A 21,051-nucleotide genomic window follows, 5' to 3' on the forward strand; every position below is an offset into this window, starting at 1 on the left:
TCCGACTACGACTAAAAGGCTATGCAGAAGATTGAAAAAGCATCATTCCCAGCTTTGAGAAGTGCGCCGAACCAGCCGGACTGGCTAGAATTGGTAGAATACGCCTCTGTTGCTGGTTCAGCTATTGGCACGATTGCTGCAGGATTGTCGGGCCAAATTGTCTACGCTGCAGCCCCCTTAACCGCAGCACTCTCGATAAATCTCGCCAATCGCCAGCGTTTCGAGCAACAAATGCAACAAAAGGCAAATTCTGCGATTACGGACGTACAGGCCGCAGTAGAACGTCGATCGCAGCAAGTTCAAATACTACCTGGAGAGCCTGCGGAACTCTACACCGCTGTCTCCGACTTGCAGCAGAAACTCCAGGGCTTGGAATCCGGCGTCATCGCCGAGGTACAAGCTGCCGTAGCCACTCTCGAACGCCAAGCCCAGGCGCTACCGGCAGATTCTCAGGAGTTCAACACGCAACTGTCGGATTTGCAGCAAAAACTCCGCATTTTGGAAAATAGCGCCCTGAGAGAGCATGATTGGGAAAATGTCAACGTCCGATTTTTATTGATGGGCGAACAGTTAACTGAAGTTAAAACTATTACGGCTCAGTTACAGGAGCGATCGAACGAAGTAGACTTGGATCAAATCCAAGGTTCTCTAAAGCAATTACAGGATTTGCTCGATCGACCCACAATAGACACAGGGATGTTGCAAAGCGAGATTCAGCATTTGCAGCAGCAAGTTTCCGAGTTGCAGAGGCAAAATCAAGAAATTGTCAAGCCTTATTTGCAGCGTCTGACTCGCGCAGTGAAGAAACTTAGTCAGTAGTCATTAGTCAGTAGTCAACTGTCAACTGTCAACTGTCAACTGTCAACCGTCAACTGTCAACTGTCAACTGTCAACTGTCAATTGTTAACTGTCATTGTAGCCATAACCTTGTTCCCAGGCTCTGCCTGGGAATACATACCCGGAGGCTCTGCCTCAATTACCAATTACCAATTCTAAATTACCCCTTACCAATTACCCATTACTATTCTCAATTACCCCTTACCAATTAACAATTACCCGTTACTAAATTTTTGCCAAGCTTGCCAGAAAACATAAATCGATAAGATTGCCAAGAGCGATCGAAAAGCTAAACTAACAATACGATCGGGCAATCTCGGCAAAAACCGCGTGCTCACCTGCGCGCCCAACAAACCGCCGCCCCCCAGAATTAACCCCACAACCCACAAAACATTGCCGCGCGCCGCGTGTCCCGCCGTCGCCGAAATTGCCGTGATGACGATGACGCCCAAGCTGGTTTGAATTGCGGTTTTAATGCTTTCTCCTAACAGCAAAATTTGCAGGGGAACCATAATCACGCCGCCGCCTACGCCGAACAAACCGGCTAATAAACCCGCAGCACTGCCTGTCGCAATTTTAGCAAAAGTTGGATTGAATAAAATATTAGAATTATTTGGCAATTGGTGATTGGTAATTGGTAATTGAGCCTTGTCTCCTTGTCCGGCTTCTCCTCCTAGTTCCTCTTGTTCTGCTGCCGCTTTCTTCTTAGCTGTCAGGTGCTTGCGAACTTCAATCAAATAAATATTGAGCCACAGCAACAACCCAAAAGTAAGTAACAGCAAGTAAGGCGGAAATATCCCCGCCAAATAAGCACCGATTTGTGCTGTGATGACGGCGGGAAATCCGATGCCTGCGACTTGACTCAAGCTGAGGTAGCCCATGCGCCAATTCTGGATGCTGCCAGAAATAGCTGTAATGACGATCGACAAACCGCTAGTAGCAACCGCCTGTACCGGAACGTAATTGAGAGCCACCAACAAAGGCACGAGAACCGTACCGCCGCCGATACCCAAAAATCCAGCTAGAATTCCGGCAAAAATTCCCGCCGCACCCAACATCAATAATTCACTGATACTCATTAGTCATTAGTCCACAGTTAACAGTCAACAGTCAACAGTCAACAGTCAACAGTTAACAGTCAACAATCAACAATCAAATTTTAAGAATCATTAGTCGTGCCGTCGGGCATAATTGCCCGCCTCAAATCTGCATCGCGGAAGTTAGTTCGATTGAGATTAGCGTCAATCAAAACAGCTTCCAACAAAACAGCCCCGCTCAAATTAGACCAGCACAGCTTGGCCCGGTACAAATTAGCACCGCTCAAATTAGCTCTTGCCAGGGTTGACCAACTCACATTAGCAACTCTTAAATTAGCATTGCTCAGATTAGCATCGCTGAGATTAGCTCCAATCATCGTTACTTGGCGCAAGTCTGCACCAGTCAGGTTAGCCCCGCTCAGCATCGCCCCGCTAAGAATTGCCTGATTCAGGTTAGCTCTTTCTAAAAGCGACTCGCTAAGGATGGCATTTGTCAGGTTTACCGCTTTGAGAGTTGACCAACTCAAATTTGCCTTCATCAAATTAATACGAATCATGCTAGCGTCGGTTAAGTTGGCCGCAAACAAATTCGCTTCGGTAAAGTTGGCTTCGGTCAAATTAGCTTCGGTCAAATTAGCCTTGGTCATATTGACTTCTCTCGCCATTGAGCCGCGCAGGTTGGCTCCCATCAGGTTAGCCCCGCTGAGATTGGCGCGGCTCAAATCGGTACCGATGAGATTTGCTTCGCTGAGGTTGGCTTCTGTCATATCAACCCCTGCCAATTTCACCTCGCGCAAGTTCGCTCCCGTCAGGTTCGCGCCTTTGAGGTTTGCGTCTTGGAAATTCGCTCTGGTAAAGTTAGCCTCGCTGAGGTTTACCCCTTTTAAGTCGGCCCCGACGAGGTTAATCTCTCGAAAATTTCTTTCTCCGGCCGCATATTGCCTCAGAATTCGATCGGCCTCCATGTCATTCGCCTCGCAATTTTTTTAAACGTTAGAGTGATGGGTGTTACCACATCATCCCAGATAACCACGGTATTCAGTCTGCACGCTGTAGTATCTGTAGAATCTTTGCACGGCTTTCCGGGCACTGCTGTGCCACTGCCTCCTAAAAGGTCTGACAAATATCAAAGCTTCTGAGAAAATCAACAATAGGGTAAAACTCTCGGCGCTCGGCACTGAGTCAGTCGATTTTAGATTTTAGATTTTAGATTTGCTCCACAGATTCATCTGGGAGCCGGAACTTTGGTCTAAAATTATGGGCTCACCACGACGATTATCGGAAACTTGTATTCGTTTTTGGGCGAGCTGGCAGTTGACAACTGACAACTGTCAACTGTCAACTGTCAACTGTCAACTGTCAACAGACAAAGGAAATTTTAAAATGCCTGAAAATTTGAGAAGCCAAGCTGTGACTGGGGGCGTGCAGCGCGCGCCCAACCGAGCAATGCTGCGGGCAGTCGGTTTTGGTGACGGCGATTTCACTAAGCCGATTGTGGGAATTGCCAACGGGTACAGCACGATTACGCCCTGCAATATGGGATTGAACGAGCTCGCTTTGCGGGCTATTGCGGGTGCAAGGGAAGCCGGCGCGATGCCACAGATGTTCGGTACGATTACTATCAGCGACGGGATCTCGATGGGAACTGAAGGGATGAAATATTCCCTGGTGTCGAGAGATGTGATTGCTGATTCCATCGAAACTGTTTGCAACGGTCAAAGTCTGGACGGGTTGCTGGCTGTCGGCGGTTGCGATAAAAATATGCCGGGGGCGATGATTGCGATCGCCCGCATGAACATTCCTGCTATTTTTGTTTACGGCGGCACAATCAAACCAGGACACCACAACGGAAAGGATTTAACCGTTGTCAGCGCTTTTGAAGCAGTCGGTCAATTCAGCGCGGGCAAAATTGACGAAACAGAACTCAAAGCAGTGGAAGAGAAAGCTTGTCCGGGTGCGGGTTCTTGCGGCGGAATGTTCACAGCAAATACGATGTCGAGCGCTTTTGAAGCGATGGGCATGAGTTTGCCTTATTCTTCGACAATGGCTGCTGAGGATGCCGAAAAAGCTGACAGCGCTGCCGAATCTGCAAAAGTTGTGGTGGAAGCAATCCGCAAACAGTTGCTACCGAGCCAGATTTTGACTCGCAAGGCCTTTGAAAATGCGATCGCGGTCATCATGGCAGTCGGCGGTTCAACCAACTCTGTGCTGCATTTATTAGCCATTTCCAATGCGATCGGAGTTGAACTGTCCCTCGACGATTTTGAAACTATTCGAGCAAAAGTGCCGGTGCTGTGCGACCTCAAACCCAGCGGCAAATATGTAGCAACCGATTTGCACAAAGCAGGCGGCATTCCTCAAGTAATGAAAATGCTGCTAGAAAAGGGTTTACTACACGGAGACGCCCTGACAATTACCGGTCAAACTGTTGCTGAAGTGTTGGCAGATATTCCAGCCGAACCCCGCACCGACCAAGATGTCATCCGCCCTTGGAACAACCCGCTTTACGCCCAAGGACATTTAGCAATTCTCCGGGGAAATCTGGCAACAGAAGGAGCCGTTGCTAAAATTACTGGCGTTAAGAAACCGCAAATTACCGGTCCAGCGCGGGTATTTGAATCTGAAGAAAATTGTTTGGATGCAATTTTAGCCGGCAAAATTCAAGCGGGAGATGTGATTATCATCCGCTACGAAGGGCCCAAAGGCGGGCCGGGAATGCGCGAAATGTTAGCACCAACTTCGGCCATTATTGGCGCAGGTTTGGGCGATTCTGTAGGGTTAATTACTGACGGTCGCTTCTCTGGCGGAACTTACGGAATGGTTGTCGGTCACGTTGCACCAGAAGCACAAGTTGGCGGGACAATTGCTCTGGTAAAAGAGGGCGATTCGATTACGATTGATGCGAACAATCGCTTGTTGCAGCTCAATGTTTCTGATGCTGAATTGGAGCAGCGGCGCGCTCTTTGGCAGCCTCCTAAACCTCGGTATACTAAAGGCGTTTTGGCTAAATATGCTAAGTTGGTTTCTTCTAGCAGTGTCGGTGCTGTGACTGATTTGGGTTTGGGTTAAAGTTGGAATTAGTTAAAAATCGCCGATCGTAATCGGCGGTTGAAACCTGCACTACACAAACTTTCGCCCTCTCGCTTGAGACTGAAGAATAAAGCTGTAGGGTGCGCCTCGGCGCACCTTGCCGCTATGAGCAGGAATATTATCAATTCCGGTTGCAGTCCTCATGATTGTTGGCTGTTGACTGTTGACTGTTGACTGTTGACTGTTGACTGTTGACTGTTGACTGTTGACGGGCGGGTCGAAAAACTGAATGGTTGAGTGTTAACTGTTGACTCGATTTTATTATTCCGATGCAACCGGAAACGATATATCATGTTTGGTCGAACGTAATATTACACCAGTTTCAAAAAAGAATGTAACTTGAGGCAAGCTCCTAACCCGTATCGAATCACTCATTCCCAATTCTAAAATTATTCAAATCTTCAAATCTTCAATTCTAAAATTATTCAAATCTTCAAATCTTCAATTCTAAAATTATTCAAATCTTCAAATCTAAAATCTAAAATCGTATCACCCCTGTCCAAAAACCTTCACCGCTTCAGCCAAGTCAGTCTCACCTATCAAAATGCAGCATTTCAACAGCTCGATATTCAGCGTTTCTAATCCTGACAACTCGCTCTGAATTACTTCTTCATAACCATCTTCTCGCAGGTGATACAACCGCAGTGTGCCATCTTCCCAAAACCACACCTCCGGCACGCCCAAAGCGCGATATTTTGGCAGTTTGTTCAATCCACCGCTGGTATAAACTATCTCGATCGACAAATCGGGAATTGACTTAGCTTCCTTCAAACAAAATGATTTGTCAGCTTGGGTGGAAACTTCTCCGGTTTTCTCCTGCGTCATCGAACCACAAGGGTAAAATCTGATGCCTTGTGTTAGCAGAAAAGTTGTCACCAGATAGCCTATGATTTCAGAAAAGTTTTCGTGTTGGAATCCCGGCATCAGAATCTCGATCGCCCCTGCAAAAAAAGATAGCTTAACTCCGGGTGAATCTTCCGAAGCTTTCTGGATTAACTTAAACTGCTCCCAATTGCCGCCGATCACTACTCGCTGGTCGATAGTTTCTCGATCGAGAATTTGTGTCATAGCAAATTCATCTATAATTGGTACGCTCAATTATTGTATGTAATTTCGAGCGATCGCCCTTGCCCTCAAAAGAGCGATCGCCCGCCAATCTCTATCCGCCCATCTTAACGCTAACGGCGCTGATTCAAAAAGCGGCCTGCCATCGACATGGCGTCAGTAATATCTACATCGCCGTCTCCATCTGCATCTAAAAATGTATTCAAAACGGGATTTCCGCCCTGGGCTGGATTTTGGGCGTTGCCGCCGGTTTGTAGCAAATTCAGTACGAGCGGCACCAAAACAGGTATCATCGCTTGCACTGTGGCGTTATTCAAACCGGTTCTTTGGGCGATATCGGCTATTATTTGCGTCAGTTGGCCTGCTCCGAACAAACTCTGTACCGCTTGGGGATTGGGATTTGTACCGCTAAATTGGTTGACAAGTTGTTGAGCTTGTGCGTCTCCTGACTGCGCTCGCACGTTTTGCAATGCCGATCGCACGTGTCCGCCCAAAACCGACATTGCTAGCTGAGTCGTGCCCGCATTGACGCCCTGGTTGCCGCTCAACTGCTCTACCGCACCAAGAATGTTCCCCAACTGATTGGGGTTTGCTTGTTGGTTGGGATTGTCGATCGCGCTCAAAATTTGGTCAAATAGTCCCATAATTTTCGCTCCGTACAGTGATTGCTCAACTTGAAATTATAGCAAATCCTGTTTTTCCAGATTACTGAAAATAGTGTTGAGTTGGCTATTATCACTCCGCGAGTGGGGTAGCGACAGCCAGTCAGTAAGCAATCTCATACAATGTTAGATTTTAGATTTTACATTTGGCATGAATTATGATATCAGAGTTTAGATTGCGCGCTTAGAGTGGTCTTCTTTTTTGAAACTGCTCTCAAAACTGAGAATTTTTAAGTTTTTACAGTTCCTCTCTCCTCGGACTTGGTTGGCGCGTTCCCGCTGGAGAGGGAATTATATTCGCTAGCAATTGGAGGTTTTAAGAGCGTATTTTGCCTTAAATTCTCCTGCTTAATCGGCAGGGCGATCGAAAATTCCGTCCCCATTCCCACCTCCGACCAAAAGTTAATAGTCCCGCCGTGTTTCTTGACGATAATTTCGCGACCAATTGCCAATCCCAAACCAGTACCTACACCTCTCGGTTTAGTAGTAAAGAATGTTTCAAACATTTTTTCTTGACTTTCTGGTGCTATTCCCATACCGTTATCAGAAATTCGCACTACCACTGAGTCGTCGTCCAAGTATTCTGTAGCAATGACAATTCTCGGCGAAAAACTCGGTGCTTCCTGTTTCATTGACTCCGAAGCCGATTGTTTTTTCGCCTCCTCAGAGCGGCTTTTCTCAATTTTTGCTTTTTCTTCCACAGCATCTAGTGCATTGTTCAGAAGATTCACAAATACCTGGTAAAGCAAACCCATATAGCCTTCAACAGTCGGAATGTTCCCGTAATTGCATACAATTTCAATGCCCTGTTTGATGCGGCTGTTGAGAATCAGCAAACTGCTGTCTATGCAGGCGTGCAAATCGACGGGATGAGGGGCCGCATCGTCGAGGCGAGAAAAATCTTTCAAACTTAAGATAATAGCTTTGGCTCTTTCCGCCCCTAGCTGCATCGAGTCAAATATTTTGCTCAAATCTTCTTTGAGAAAATCGATGTCTATTTCTTCGCCTTTGGCGATAACTGCAGCAGGCGGGTTGGGGATTTCTGTTTCGTAAGTCTTGAGCAAATCTAAAATATCTTCAACATAATGTCTCGCTGGATCGATATTGGCATAGATAAAATTGATGGGATTGTTAACTTCGTGAGCAACACCGGCTAACATCCGCCCCAAAGTTGCCATTTTCTCATTTTGAAGTATCTGGGTTTGTTGTTCAGATTTCAATTCTTCTAGCAAGTGATTTACTTTCTGAATTAGTTGATTCAGCGAAGCTGCTAATACTCCCACTTCATCGGTGCTGGTAACTGGTACTTGCAACTGAAAATTAGATTCTTCAGTCACTCGCTGAGCGATTTTAGTTACAGCGGCGAGGGGTTTGGCGATCGCCCGACTGGTGAAGCCCGCCAGCAGTGCTGCAACGACGATCGACAGCGCCATGCTACCCAAAATTATTTGCACCCGCAGCGCCTGCGCTTGCAGCAGGGCCTCCCGCCCAGCATCTTCTTGCTCTTGGGCGCGATCGATAATTTCTGCTATATCATTGACCGCCCTATCTAGTTGCAACCCTATTTTATCTCGATCAAAATTCAACAGCAACTTACGTTTAATATTTTGTTGAGCGGGGTTGTTTGGCAACTTACTAATTTTTTTATTCACCCTTTCTAGTGGATAAATATAATTGACCAGTAGCGAATCGCCCGTTTTTCTGATTTTTTTGATTCCTTCAATTCGTTCCCGCGAGTTAGGTTTTTTAAATTCTGCAAACAACACTTTTAAACTGGAAATATTGTTTTGTAACTCTTTGTATTTACTGTCAAATGTTTGGGGCTGTTGTAGTCCGTAAATCAGCCATTGTTGGCTGTTTTGCGTCCGCAGTAAAGCCACCTGCAACTTATTTAAAAGCTGACTTTCTCGATCGATGTGTACTTGATTATTAGTTATTCGATAGTAATGAGTGCCCACCAACATCCCGACAGCCGTTCCCCCAATCGCAACACAAAGAGCCAGTGCGTAACCACGGCAGATTTTGTCGTGAATACTGAGGTTGCCGAAGGAACGGGCTATGTGAGCGAAATAATTGGGCTTTGGTGGCTGACTGTCTTTGATGTTATGCTCGCAAGAGGTAGAGAGTTCTTGTGAAGGCTGATTCAGATGTTTGACCTGCATAGATGCTAACCTAATAATTCACGCACTGACAATTCAGTCTAGCTTAACTCGCGGCTAATTTGAGAGTACCGCAGGGATAATTAATTTGATAATTTTTGTGAATTAGGATGCTCTTACCTTGCCTAAGAAACCCGGTTTCTCGTTTCCGCTTTCGGAGCTTCCAAGACGCACTTACGTTAACAAACCCGGTTTCTCTGTACTTAATGTCATATTTTTTTATTAATAAAAAACTATTGCTAGACTTGCGAGCGAATAAATCACTGAATAAATAAGTAGGTAGATGCAAATAAGCCAGCCTGCATTTCGATCGAGTAATAAGCTGTAGCTTAACTAGGTATGCGGGACACATAATCTTTATGTAACTAAATATTAAGTAGCGTGATTAAAATGAAATTTAACACGTTGTGTAGGGTAGTTTACTCTTTCTCCTCTAACTTCTAATCCCTGAATTATGGGGTGGCGACTTCTAACTCCGATTCAAATATCTCTCCCGCTAATTCATCTTTTTGCATGGGTTGCTACTCCAATTCAATTGGGCTTATTTCTGCCCAATATTTGGATAATAAAAAATATGTGAAACCTATTTTTTTGTTTTTATCTTAACTGTCGTAATTCTTGACAGCGGTGTATCATCAGTTTTTTTTATGATTATTCGGGAGGATCTAATTTTAGCAGTTTTTTGGGGTTATTGCTCCATCATTTTGATATAAATTTTCGATAATAAACCCAATTAGCCAACCGCAAATCAAGCTAATTTAATGTTAAAAAGTTTCTACAATAATCTACGAGTTTTCAAGTAATGCGCTTAGAAAAGGCCAGAGTTATTGTTCATTGCTTAATCCCACTACATGAGATATTGCTGGTAGTGTTTTACGCTTCCTATCACAAAATCCCCACATGAAAGTAATTTAATCCCTCACAACTTCTCACTTGGGGGAATAGTGTTCTGTATGCTCTGTATAATTCCCAGTAATCGTCAATCGTCAACAAATTTTATCTTTACGGCGAGTTCTCCGAGCTTCAACATAGTCGTAAAGGGTTTACGGCACTTGCTCTTTTTATTATCTCAGGAAAGTGATGAAAGAGCGTTACTTGCTCTTTTTATTATCTCATGAAATTGATAAGAGATCGTTACCTTAGAGTAGCCGAATTTCCCTAACTCATTTCATGCAGGAGCCAACAGTAAGTAAATATAATATTTAGAGAATGTTGTGCAGCTAAGTAACTCTTTTGGTTACTATGGCTGACCCCAGGCTACGCTATCAGCTCATGTGTTTAAGGCGAAGTGTTTAAAAAAATAATCAGCAATAAAACCCTATAAACTCATGTTCATGCGTACTACGGCTCTCACTCCAATAGAACTCAAGACTGCGATCGTCCGGGAGCCCTTGGTGGTTTCGCCCGATACGACGGTGATGGATGCGATCGCCCAAATGAGCAGCGTGCGATCGCTCTGCAACACCACTAGAACCGCCGATGGTCAACTTGACGAGCTCCACCTAGAGGCGCGATCGAGCTGCGTGTTTGTAGTAGAAAACGAGCAATTGGTCGGCGTACTGACCGAGCGAGACGTGGTGCGACTGAGTGCCCAGCAGCGTTCCTTGGAGAATTTGGCGCTCCGGGAGGTGATGACATATCCCGTCGTCACCCTCCGCGAGTCCGCCTTCACCGATTTATTTTTGGCGATTAATCTGCTCCAGCAGCACCAGATTCGCCATTTGCCCATCCTGGACGAACTCGATCGCCTAGTGGGCCTAGTGACTCACGAAAGTCTGCGCCAAACCTCTCGACCGATCGACCTGCTGCGGTTGCGTATGGTAGCAGAAGTGATGACCCGCGAAGTGATTTGTGCTGCGCCAGATTGTTCCCTACTGGCGATCGCCCAACTTATGGCAGAGCATCGCGTCAGTTCCGTGGTGATTGTACACCCAGGCGGAATCTCTACTGAACCGCTACAAATTCCAGTGGCGATTCTCACCGAGCGGGATATTGTGCAATTTCAGACATTGGGCTTGAACCTGGAAACCTGTCTAGCTCAGGCGGTAATGAGTACGCCGATTTTTGCCGTTAGACCCGACGATTCGCTCTGGACTGTGCAGCAGATCATGGAGCAGCGATCGATTCGTCGGTTGGCGGTGACAGGGGAGCTAGGAGAGCTATTAGGCATCGTCACCCAGACCAGTTTGCTGCAAGCCCTCAACCCGCTGGAGCTATACAAACTGGTTCAGAAGTGGCAAGAGAAGGTGGTGCGCCTAGAGGCGGAAAAGGTGGCGCTGCTGGCAAATCGCAACCTTGAGCTCGAGCAGCAGGTGGAAGCTCGGACAGCCGCCCTCAAAGCAAAGGCCGATCGAGAGCAACTTCTGAATACCATTGCCGATCAGATCCGCTCCTCCCTGAATTTGTCAGATATTCTGCATACTACGGTGCAGGAAATTCACTCGCTTCTGGGGTGCGATCGCGTCATCATTTACCAGTTTGGGCCTGACTTTAGCGGCACGGTGATTGCGGAAGCGATTACCGACACGGGGCGATCGGTGCTTCATAGGGAAGCCCACGATCCTTGCATGAGCCCAGAATGGCTTGAACCCTATCGCCAGGGCAGAATTCGCATCATCAACGACATCTACGGCGAACCAATGACCCAGTGCCATCAGGAACTGTTAGTGGGGTTTGATATTCGCGCCAAGCTGATGGTGCCGATCGTGATTGAGGAACAACTGCGCGGATTAATGATCGCCAGTTATCGAGCCACTGCACACTCTTGGACGACTGACGAGATCGAACTCCTGCGACAAGTTTCTCTACAAGTGGCGATCGCCCTTGGGCAATCCACGATCCAGCAAAAATTGCAGAATGAACTGGTAAAGCGACAGCGGATCGAAGCCACCCTGATCGAGAGCGAACAACGCTACGCCGCCCTTGCCGCTGCTGCTCCGGTGGGGATTTTTCGCACCGATACGGAGGGGCGATGCACCTATATCAACGATCGCTACTTTCAGCTCAGCGGACTCAGACCAGAAGTCACTATCGCGCAGGGATGGCAACAAGGAGTGCACCCCGACGATCGCGATTGGGTCATCGCCCAATGGGAGCAATTCATCCAAGGTAACGACTCTTTTGAACTCGAATATCGCTTTCAACGTCCCGACGGTACGGTAACGTGGGTTTATGGGCAGGGCGTCGCCGAACTCGATGCCAATGGACATCAGAGCGGCTATATAGGCACGATTACCGACATTAGCGATCGCAAACGAACTGAAGTCCGCCTGCAAGAAAGCGAAGAACGCTACGCCACCCTAGTGGCAGCCGCTCCCGTGGGGATTTTTCGCACCGATGCTGTGGGCAATTGCATCTATGTTAACGATCGCTGGTGTCAGATCAGCGGACTCACCCCAAAAACCGCCGTCAGGGAAGGATGGCAACAAGGGCTACACCCCGACGATCGCGATTGCGTCATCGCCGAATGGGAGCAATCTGTCCAAAGAAATCGCCCTTTCCAACTCGAATATCGCTTTCAACGTCCCGACGGTCGGGTAACGTCGGTTTATGGGCAGTCCGTTGCCGAACGGGATGCAGACGGGCAAGTAGTCGGCTATGTAGGAACTACTACAGACATTACCGATCGCAAACAAGCCGAACAAAAACTCCAGCAACTCAACCAACAGCTAGAAACCAAAGTCGCAGAACGCACCCAAGAGCTTTGGCAAGTCAACAGCCTGCAACGCGCCATCCTCGATTGTGCTGATTACTCCATCATCTCCAGTGACCCAACTGGCATCATCCAGACCTTGAATGCCGCAGGCGAAAGGATGCTGGGTTACAGTGCTCAAGAAATCATCGGCCAAGCCACCCCCGCACTCATCCACGATGCAAATGAGGTAATTGACCGGGCAGCATCACTCTCTGCCGAACTAGGGCAAAATATTCCCCCGGCTTTGAGGTTTTTGTTGCCAAAGCACGCCAAGGCTTGGTCAGCGAAGAAGAGTGGAGCTATATCCGCAAAGATGGTTCTCGATTTCCTGTGTCGCTATCCATCACCGCCCTCAAGGATGTCAATCAGCAAATTATCGGCTTTTTAGGCGTCGCCAAAGATATTAGCGATCGCAAACGTGCAGAAGCGGAACTAAAGAAAGTATCGGATCGCCTCGCTTTGTCTCTCAAATCAGGGGCGATCGGCTGTTGGGACTTCGATCTTGCACAGAACACCGTCTTTTGGGATGAGCGGATGTACGAACTGTACGGTGTCACAAAAGAATCTGATTCCTCTCTGCCTTACCACATTTGGGCAAACGGGCTACATCCCGAAGACCGCACTGCCACCGAAACATTGCTCCAGCAAGCCGTTTTAGGACAGGCAGAATACGATATCGAGTTTCGAGTGGTGCATCCCGATGGCAGCATCCACTTTATTAAAGCCAATGGAGTGGTGGTACGAGATGCCCAAGGCCATCCCCAGAGCATGATTGGGATCAACTTTGATATTAGCGATCGCACACAGGCTGAACTCCAACGACAGCAGTTAATTCAAGAATTATCAGCCTTTAAACAGGCCTTGGATCAATCTGCCCTTGTGGTCATCACCGATGGGGAAGGGGTGATATCCTACGTCAACGATCGCTTCTGTGTAGTCTCTGAGTACTCCCGCGATCGACTGATCGGACAAACCCATCGCATTGTCAACTCTGGCTATCATCCCCCGGCTTTTTTCCAAGACTTGTGGCGCACCATTAACAGCAGTCAGATTTGGCGCGGTGAAATTTGCAATCGGGCAAAAAACGGTAGCCTGTACTGGGTAGCCACCACCATCGTTCCTTTTTTGGACGAACAAGGCCGGCCTTTTCAGTATCTAGCCATTGGCTTCGACATTACCGATCGCAAGTTGGCCGAAGCAACGCTTCAGCAGGAAAATACTTTCCGTCAACAAATTGTAGAAAACATGGTAGAAGGGCTGTGCGTTTTCCATCGAGTTGAGGAATTTCCCTTTGTCGGCTTCACAGTCTGGAATCAGCAAATGCAAACGATTACGGGTTACACCTTAGAAGAAATTAACCGTCTGGGGTGGTATCAAACCTTGTACCCGAATCTAGAAGATCGAGAACAGGCGATCGTCAACTGTAGACAGATGCAGCCGATCGCTGTGGAAAGGGAAATCCAGCGTCAAGATGGACAGCGGCGCACTATCTCCATTTCCACCTCTGTCCTATCGGGTGATGATGGACATCTCTATTCGCTGGCCCTGATCCAAGACATTACGGATCGCCAACAGACAGAGCGAGAAAATCGCCTGTTGAAAGAACGCCTCGAATTTCTTCTGGCATCCAGTCCCGCGATGATCTATAGCTGTAAGCCCTATGGCGACTATGAATTAACCTTCATGAGCAAAAATATGTCAGCTATTTTGGGCTACAAGCCAGAAGAATTTTTATCGGAATCTGGCTTCTGGGCTAACCATCTTCACCCAGAAGATGCCCCTAGAGTGTTGGCAGATCTATCCGCTCTCTTTGAGTACAATACTCATCAGCATGAATATCGATTTTTGCATCGCGATGGTCACTACGTTTGGCTACGGGATGAGCTGCGCGTGGTGCGAGATGAACAAGGTCGCCCAACCGAAATTGTGGGCTATTTTGCCGATATTAGCGATATCAAACAAACCCAAGAAACCCTAAAAATACAACTGGCGGCAATTGAGGCAGCGATCAACGGCATTGCGATTCTCCAAGGAGATACCTACCTCTATTTGAATCAAGCCCATCTAGAATTGTTTGGCTACGAACGCGCTGAAGAAATCTTGGGCAAATCTTGGAAACTTTTGTATTCCCAACAGGAGTTAGAACGGTTTGAGCGGGAAGTCTTGCCGGTGCTGAGGCGCGATCGCGCTTGGGAGGGAGAGGCGATCGCCCTCCGCAAAGATGGCTCTACCTTTGCCCAAGAGCTATCCCTGACCCTCACAGAGGATGGATTATTGATTTGTGTATGCCGGGATATCAGCGATCGCAAACAGATCGAAGCCGAATTAGCAGAGAGTGAAGCTAAATTCCGGCGGCTGGTAGAAGGGGCTAATGATTTGATCTGGTCATGTGAACCCGATGGCATACTCACTTATGTGTCACCGCAATTCAAGACCATGTTTGGCTGGGACGAGAGTGCATGGATTGGTAAGTCGTTTATATATCTGGTGCATCCAGACGATCGCTCTTTGGTGATTACTGATTATCGGGAGAAGGTGAAACTTGGTAAAAAGTCAAGTGATTATGAGTTCCGACATCGCCACCGAGATGGCAATTATGTCTGGGTAAGAAGCAGCGCCACACCCGTTATAAATGCTGAAGGGGAATTGATTAGCATCCAGGGAATTTTATCGGATATCAGCGATCGCAAAGAAGCTGAACTCGCAAGAGAAAGCAGTGAAATCCGCTTCCGCCGGGTGTTTGAGTCCAGTGTGAGCGGCATGATGTTTGCCGATTTTCAAGGGAACATTATCGATGCCAACGCTCGCTTCTTACAGATGGTTGGCTACACTCGGGAGGAACTAGATGCGGGGCTAATTCATTGGGATGCCATGACCCCCCCCGAATATCTCCCCGCTGATGTTTTAGCGATGGAGCGCGTGATGCAGGATGGCGCGATCGAACCCTGGGAAAAGGAATACTACCGTAAGGATGGCACCCGGATTTCTGTCCTGATCGGAGTGGCACTCCTCCCAGATTCAGACGATCAAACTATTTGTGTATTAGTAGACATCAGCGAGCGCAAACAGGCGCAGAAAGCTTTGCAGGAATCTCAGCAGTTTCTGCAAACGGTACTCGATACCATCCCGCTCGCCGTGTTTTGGAAGAATCGAGAGTCGGTTTTTTTAGGATGCAATCAGCAGTTTGCCAAAACTCTAGGCTTGCCATCTACGACGGAAACTATAGGTAAAAAAGATTTAGATATTTGCCAGGAAGAAGTCGAGGCGAACGAGTATTGTGCGATGGATCGGCAGTTAATGGAAACGGGTGAAGCTATATTAGGGCTCGAAGAAACGCTAACCCTACCCCATGGTAAACTAATATTTATCGAAACCCACAAGGCTCCCCTGCGAGACTGCTCAGATAATGTTATTGGTCTGGTAGGCACGTTTCAGGATATCACCGATCGCAAAGAAGCCGAACAGAGATTGCAACAACAAGCAAAACAGGAACGTTTGCTGGGAGCAATTACTAAACGGATGCGATCGTCTCTGAATCTAGACGAGATTCTTAATAGCACAGTTGAGGAAATCCATCAGCTCTTGCAATCAGACCGAACGCTGGTTTATCGGGTTTTTCCTGAAGGGACGGGGGCTGCTATTGCTGAATCTGTTTCGCCAAATAGGTCTAGGCTCCTGGATATCCTCTTCCCAGAAGAGGTTTTCCCCGAAGACACCTACGAGCGCTATATCCAAGGAAGAGTTTATGCCCTCAACGATAGCGAAGATGAAAACGAGTCAATCTTACCCTGCTTGGTCGAATTCCTCGCACAAATCCAGGTCAGAGCCAAACTCGTAGTTCCAATTATTCAGAATCAAACCCTCTGGGGGTTGCTGATTGTTCATCAATGCGATCGTCCGCGCCAATGGCAAGACTGGGAAATCAATTTACTTAAACAAATTGCTAACCAATTAGCGATCGCGATTCAGCAATCTTACCTCTACGAACAGGTACAATCGGAACTGGCTATCCGCAAGCAAACAGAAAATGCGATCGCTTTACAACTGGAACGCCAGCGAACTTTGGGAGTCATCGCCCAGCAAATTCGCGAATCGTTAGATATTAACCAAATTTTGGCGGCTGTCACACAGCAAGTCAAAGAAATCTTGCAAGGCGATCGGATCATCGTGTTCCGGCTATTTGGGGATGGCAGAAGTCAAATTGTTGAAGAAGCTGTGTCTAGCGAGTTCCCCGCGCTCAAAGACCTTCACTGGGAGGACGAACGGTGGTCGCCAGAAATCCTCAACCGGTACTGGCAGGGCAAGCCCCGCATCGTCCCCGATGTAATGACTGATATCTGGACTGATTGCTTGGTGGAATACGCAAGCGTTGGTCAAGTCCAGTCCAAAATCGTTGCACCTATCCTGCAAGAAGTCCGAAGCAGCGAAAGCCATAGATGGATTGCCCCAGGGCAAACCAAGAAGCTGTGGGGGGTTTTAGTCGTCCATGCCTGTCGAGAACAACGAGTATGGCAAGAGTCTGAAGCGCAACTCCTGCAACAAATTGCCAACCAGTTGGCGATCGCAATTCAACAAGCTAGCCTATTTGAGCAGTTGCAGCAAGAACTCACCGAACGACAACAAGCCCAGCAGCAACTCACCGAGCGCAACCAACAACTAGGAGCCTCTAACGAAGAACTCGCCCGTGCTACCCGTCTCAAAGACGAATTCCTTGCCAACATGAGCCACGAACTCCGCACCCCCCTTAACGCCATTCTGGGCATGAGCGAGGGGCTACAAGAGCAAGTCTTTGGCATCGTCAACGAACAACAAATCAAAGCTTTACAAACCATCGAGCGCAGTAGCTCTCACTTACTAGAGTTAATCAACGACATTTTGGATGTCGCCAAAATTGAATCGGGCCAAATGGAACTCGATTGCACCCCAGTTTCAATCAATCATCTCTGTCAATCCAGTATGGCCTTTATCAAACAACAAGCCCTGCAAAAACGCATCCAGCTAGAGATTCAAATGCCACTCAATCTGCCCGACTTATTGATTGATGAACGGCGGATGCGCCAAGTCTTGATCAACCTGCTCAATAACGCTGTCAAATTCACTCCTAACGGAGGACGCATAACCCTAGAAGTCAGCCGTCAACAGGGCCCTGCTGACCCAGATTCTGCCGATTCCCCACCCAATTTTTTGGTCAAAGAGACCCTGCAAATTGCCGTCATCGATACAGGTATTGGTATTGCCCCAGAACATATCAACAAACTGTTTCAGCCCTTTATCCAAATCGATGGCGCGCTGAATCGTCAATATACAGGCACTGGCTTGGGGCTTGCCCTGGTGAAACGCATTGTCGAACTCCACGGCGGGCAGGTGGGCCTCACCAGCACTGTGGGTGTAGGAAGTTGCTTCATGATCGACCTTCCCTGCACTGGTTGTGCGCCCTCCTCTGTTGATCTGGAATCCCAAACAGAGTCCCGCATCGAACCCAGCCAGCCCGAAGAGGGAGGCTCTCCCTTAATCTTGCTGGCAGAAGACAACGAAGCTAATATCACTACGATTTCGAGCTACCTGAGAGCTAAAGGCTATCGCATTCTCTTGGCGAAGAATGGAGAGGAGGCGATCGCCCTGGCAAAGTCTGAAAACCCCAATCTAATTTTGATGGATATTCAAATGCCTGGTATGGATGGTCTAGAAGCTATGCAGCGTATTCGCTGCGATCCCAACTTAGTTGATCTGCCGATCATTGCCCTAACTGCCTTAGCCATGACGGGCGATCGCGATCGTTGCCTTGCCGCCGGAGCCAATGATTACCTCACCAAACCCGTCAAGCTGAAGCAATTGGCAAGCACTATTCAACAACTTTTAGCTTCTAAGTAAAGATAACCCGTGAACAGACCCTCCGTTTTAATCATTGATGACGATCCCAATAATTTTGATGTAATTGAAACCCTCTTGAGCGAGCAAGACTATCAATTGCATTACGCTGCCAGCGGGCAAGAAGCGATCGCATCCCTCGACATATTTGAGCCTGATCTTATTTTGCTGGATGTGATGATGCCAGGAATAGATGGTATCGAAGTTTGTCGGCAAATCAAAGCCATGCCAAAATGGCAAGCCGTTCCCATCATTATGGTGACAGCATTAAACTCAAAATCTGACCTTGCCCATTGTCTAGCTGCCGGCGCTGACGACTTCATTAGTAAACCTGTAAATGGTATTGAACTACGTGCCAGAGTTCACTGTATGCTACGAATTAAGCACCAGTATGACGACCTGCAAAGCTTACTCAAATTGCGGGAAGATATGGTTAAAATGGTAGTCCACGATTTACGCAATCCCCTGGCTGGTATCTTGCTAGGCTTGGAACTCCTAAAAAGCATAGAGTATCCTAGAGAAAAACAACAAACCCAACTGGCTCGACTTTACTCTTCAGCACAAGCAATACAGCTATTAATTGATGATTTATTGCAAATTGCTTTACTAGAATCCGGTAAAACCCGTCTCAATTACACAGAGGTTTATCTGTGCGATCTAGTAAAGTCTGCCCTATCAAACTTTGAAGCGATCGCTGCTAAAAAAAATCAGTCGCTGGTCGCTCAATTACCAGGAGAAATCAGTAAAAAAGTCTCGGTTGATGCCACGATGATACATCGAACGCTGGATAATCTCCTCTCGAATGCTATTAAGTTTTCCCCACGCAATAGTCAAATCATACTGAATGTAGAATTCCTCCCATCGGGCAACGCCAAAATCCAGGTTATCGACTCTGGGCCTGGTGTTCCTGATACATTGCGACACAAGATTTTTGAGAAATACGAGATTGGAAATTTGATGTCGGAGGTTTCTCAAATAGGGTTGGGTTTAGCTTTCTGCAAAATGGTCGTTGAGGCACATGGGGGCGAAATTGGTGTCAGAAGTAACCAACCCCAAGGAGCCATTTTTGAAATCACTTTGGCAGCCTAGCTGATTGCTATCACATCAACTCATAAAACTTTTTACATTATTCAAAGGGTGGCAATTATGTCTCAATTCTCTCTCTTAATTGTTGATGATGAGCCGGATAACTTTGATGTGATTGAAACCCTGTTATCAGAGCAGGATTATCAATTGCATTACGCGGCCAGCGGCCAAGAAGCGATCGCATCCCTCGACCTATTTAATCCGGATATTATTTTGCTGGATGTGATGATGCCAGGAATAGACGGCATCGAGATTTGTCGGCAAATCAAAGCCATGTCAAAATGGCAAGCCGTTCCCATAATTATGGTGACAGCATTAAGCTCAAAATCAGACCTTGCCAACTGTCTAGCTGCCGGAGCCGACGACTTCATCAGTAAACCTGTAAATGCTATTGAACTGCGTGCTCGCGTGCATTCAATGCTCAGAATCAAGCAACAGTATGATAATATTCAGAACTTATACCACATCCAAGAAAATACCATCAATCTCTTGGAAAGCACCCTCAATGAGCTGCGTGGCAACTTAGCTTCTACTCTATCCCACGAACTGAATACGCCCCTCAATGGCATCTTAGGCACGATCGGGTGGCTCAAGGACGAGATCGAAGACATTGAGATCGCCCAAATCCGTGAGATCTTAGGCTGGGCATATAACTCGGCCCGTCGCCTAGAAACATTAACGAAAAAATTCCTGATTTATTTAGGATTAGAACTATCCGCAAGTCAACAGCACAAGATCGAATCTGCCCGGACTCAATTTTCAGCTTCCGCCGTTGAAGCCGAGTTGACATACCAGGCTCAGAAGGTCAACCGTAGCAACGATCTGTTGTTAACTCTTGAGGAAGCGGAGATCGCTCTATCAGAGCGATCTCTATCAACGATGCTCCATGAATTAATTGATAATGCACTGAAATTCTCCTCACCAGAGACAACCATTAAAGTTAGTAGTCAAGTCGTAGGGGAGATGCTGCATTTATCTGTACAAGACTCGGGGCAGGGCATGACAGAAGAGCAAATTGCTAAAATTGGTGCCTTCATGCAGTTTGAACGCAAGAGGTATGAGCAACAGGGTACTGGTATCGGCTTAAAAATTGTCCAGAAAATAGTCGAACTGGCAGGAGGAGAGTTCTCAATTACCAGTATCTATCAAAAGGAAACAACGGTACATCTCACTCTGCCGATTGTCTGCAATTAGCATGAGTTTTTATATCATATCAATTCCGGTTGCACCGGAATCATTGTTGACTGTTGACTGTTGACTGTTGACTGTTGACTGTGAGTCAAAAAACTGAAAATTGCGCGAATTATTTGTTGACAGCTTGATTCGACTTTACGCCCGACGATGAAGCGCGGATTTGATATCATTCCGGCCCAGCGGGAATTGATATGAGAAGGAATAAATTTGCTTTGCCTGGGAATGGCAACACATCAAAAAAGATGAACGAGCAGGACAAATATTTGACTCCGAATTAGAGCTTGCTTCTGCGCTAATTCATGGGGTAGAAGGTAAAGAAAAAACCGTACACAACCTTACACACCCTATTAAATTTAACT

At 47.1% G+C, this 21,051-nt stretch carries 11 protein-coding genes; 6 read left to right on the top strand and 5 right to left on the bottom strand.

The features are described 5' to 3' along the window. Positions 1-21: 21 nt before the first annotated feature. Positions 22-819, top strand: a complete 798-nt coding sequence (locus D0A37_RS06465) for a hypothetical protein (protein WP_242722464.1) — start codon at positions 22-24, stop codon at positions 817-819. Positions 820-1,052: 233 nt separating this feature from the next. Here the strand turns inward: D0A37_RS06465 and D0A37_RS06470 are convergent, their stop codons facing one another. Together D0A37_RS06470 and D0A37_RS06475 are read right to left on the bottom strand one after the other, a co-directional pair. Further along, on the bottom strand, positions 1,053-1,916 hold the full coding sequence (locus D0A37_RS06470) for a sulfite exporter TauE/SafE family protein (RefSeq protein ID WP_242722467.1): 864 nt from the start codon (positions 1,914-1,916) through the stop codon (positions 1,053-1,055). Positions 1,917-1,996: 80 nt separating this feature from the next. Next, complete coding sequence (locus D0A37_RS06475) at positions 1,997-2,839, bottom strand: pentapeptide repeat-containing protein (protein WP_242722470.1); 843 nt, start codon at positions 2,837-2,839, stop codon at positions 1,997-1,999. Between the two features lie 418 nt (positions 2,840-3,257). On the opposite strand from D0A37_RS06475, the gene ilvD reads away from it, so the two are divergent. Further along, entirely contained in the window at positions 3,258-4,943 is a 1,686-nt protein-coding gene (gene ilvD, locus D0A37_RS06480; protein ID WP_242722473.1) for a dihydroxy-acid dehydratase, read from the top strand. Positions 4,944-5,453: 510 nt separating this feature from the next. On the opposite strand, the gene D0A37_RS06485 is transcribed toward ilvD, so the two are convergent. From D0A37_RS06485 to D0A37_RS06495, 3 genes are all read right to left on the bottom strand, one after another. Next, complete coding sequence (locus tag D0A37_RS06485; RefSeq protein ID WP_445242490.1) at positions 5,454-6,062, bottom strand: Uma2 family endonuclease; 609 nt, start codon at positions 6,060-6,062, stop codon at positions 5,454-5,456. 80 nt (positions 6,063-6,142) lie between these two features. Further along, positions 6,143-6,673: a hypothetical protein gene (locus D0A37_RS06490; RefSeq protein WP_242722476.1), complete on the bottom strand. Its 531-nt coding sequence runs from the start codon at positions 6,671-6,673 to the stop codon at positions 6,143-6,145. Positions 6,674-6,921: 248 nt separating this feature from the next. Next, entirely contained in the window at positions 6,922-8,853 is a 1,932-nt protein-coding gene (locus tag D0A37_RS06495; RefSeq protein WP_242722479.1) for a sensor histidine kinase, read from the bottom strand. Between the two features lie 1,325 nt (positions 8,854-10,178). Between D0A37_RS06495 and D0A37_RS06500 the strand changes: the two genes are divergently transcribed. Genes D0A37_RS06500 through D0A37_RS06515 form a run of 4 tightly spaced genes read left to right on the top strand, consistent with a single transcriptional unit; the run spans position 10,179 to position 20,692 of the window. After that, positions 10,179-12,932 (top strand): PAS domain S-box protein, encoded by a 2,754-nt coding sequence (locus tag D0A37_RS06500; protein ID WP_278187162.1) that lies wholly within the window; start codon positions 10,179-10,181, stop codon positions 12,930-12,932. After that, a complete protein-coding gene (locus D0A37_RS06505) occupies positions 12,821-18,415 on the top strand; it encodes a PAS domain S-box protein (protein ID WP_278187163.1) in 5,595 nt (1,864 codons plus the stop codon). The genes D0A37_RS06500 and D0A37_RS06505 overlap by 112 nt, the downstream gene beginning before the upstream one ends. Positions 18,416-18,424: 9 nt before the next feature. Next, positions 18,425-19,501 carry a hybrid sensor histidine kinase/response regulator gene (locus tag D0A37_RS06510; protein ID WP_242722482.1) on the top strand — a complete coding sequence of 359 codons (1,077 nt, stop codon included), beginning with the start codon at positions 18,425-18,427 and terminating at the stop codon, positions 19,499-19,501. A gap of 57 nt (positions 19,502-19,558) precedes the next feature. Then, positions 19,559-20,692, top strand: a complete 1,134-nt coding sequence (locus D0A37_RS06515; protein WP_242722485.1) for a hybrid sensor histidine kinase/response regulator — start codon at positions 19,559-19,561, stop codon at positions 20,690-20,692. The last annotated feature ends 359 nt before the right edge of the window (positions 20,693-21,051 follow it).

Origin of the sequence: Microcoleus vaginatus HSN003 (assembly GCF_022701255.1) — a bacterium.
In the GTDB taxonomy this organism is placed as follows: domain Bacteria; phylum Cyanobacteriota; class Cyanobacteriia; order Cyanobacteriales; family Microcoleaceae; genus Microcoleus; species Microcoleus vaginatus_B.

Coding starts and splice junctions, on each gene's coding strand:
- D0A37_RS06465 (WP_242722464.1), top strand. CDS start 22: ATGCAGAAGATTGAAAAAGCATCATTCCCAGCTTTGAGAAGTGCGCCG.
- D0A37_RS06470 (WP_242722467.1), bottom strand. CDS start 1,916: ATGAGTATCAGTGAATTATTGATGTTGGGTGCGGCGGGAATTTTTGCC.
- D0A37_RS06475 (WP_242722470.1), bottom strand. CDS start 2,839: ATGGAGGCCGATCGAATTCTGAGGCAATATGCGGCCGGAGAAAGAAAT.
- ilvD (WP_242722473.1), top strand. CDS start 3,258: ATGCCTGAAAATTTGAGAAGCCAAGCTGTGACTGGGGGCGTGCAGCGC.
- D0A37_RS06490 (WP_242722476.1), bottom strand. CDS start 6,673: ATGGGACTATTTGACCAAATTTTGAGCGCGATCGACAATCCCAACCAA.
- D0A37_RS06495 (WP_242722479.1), bottom strand. CDS start 8,853: ATGCAGGTCAAACATCTGAATCAGCCTTCACAAGAACTCTCTACCTCT.
- D0A37_RS06500 (WP_278187162.1), top strand. CDS start 10,179: ATGTTCATGCGTACTACGGCTCTCACTCCAATAGAACTCAAGACTGCG.
- D0A37_RS06515 (WP_242722485.1), top strand. CDS start 19,559: ATGTCTCAATTCTCTCTCTTAATTGTTGATGATGAGCCGGATAACTTT.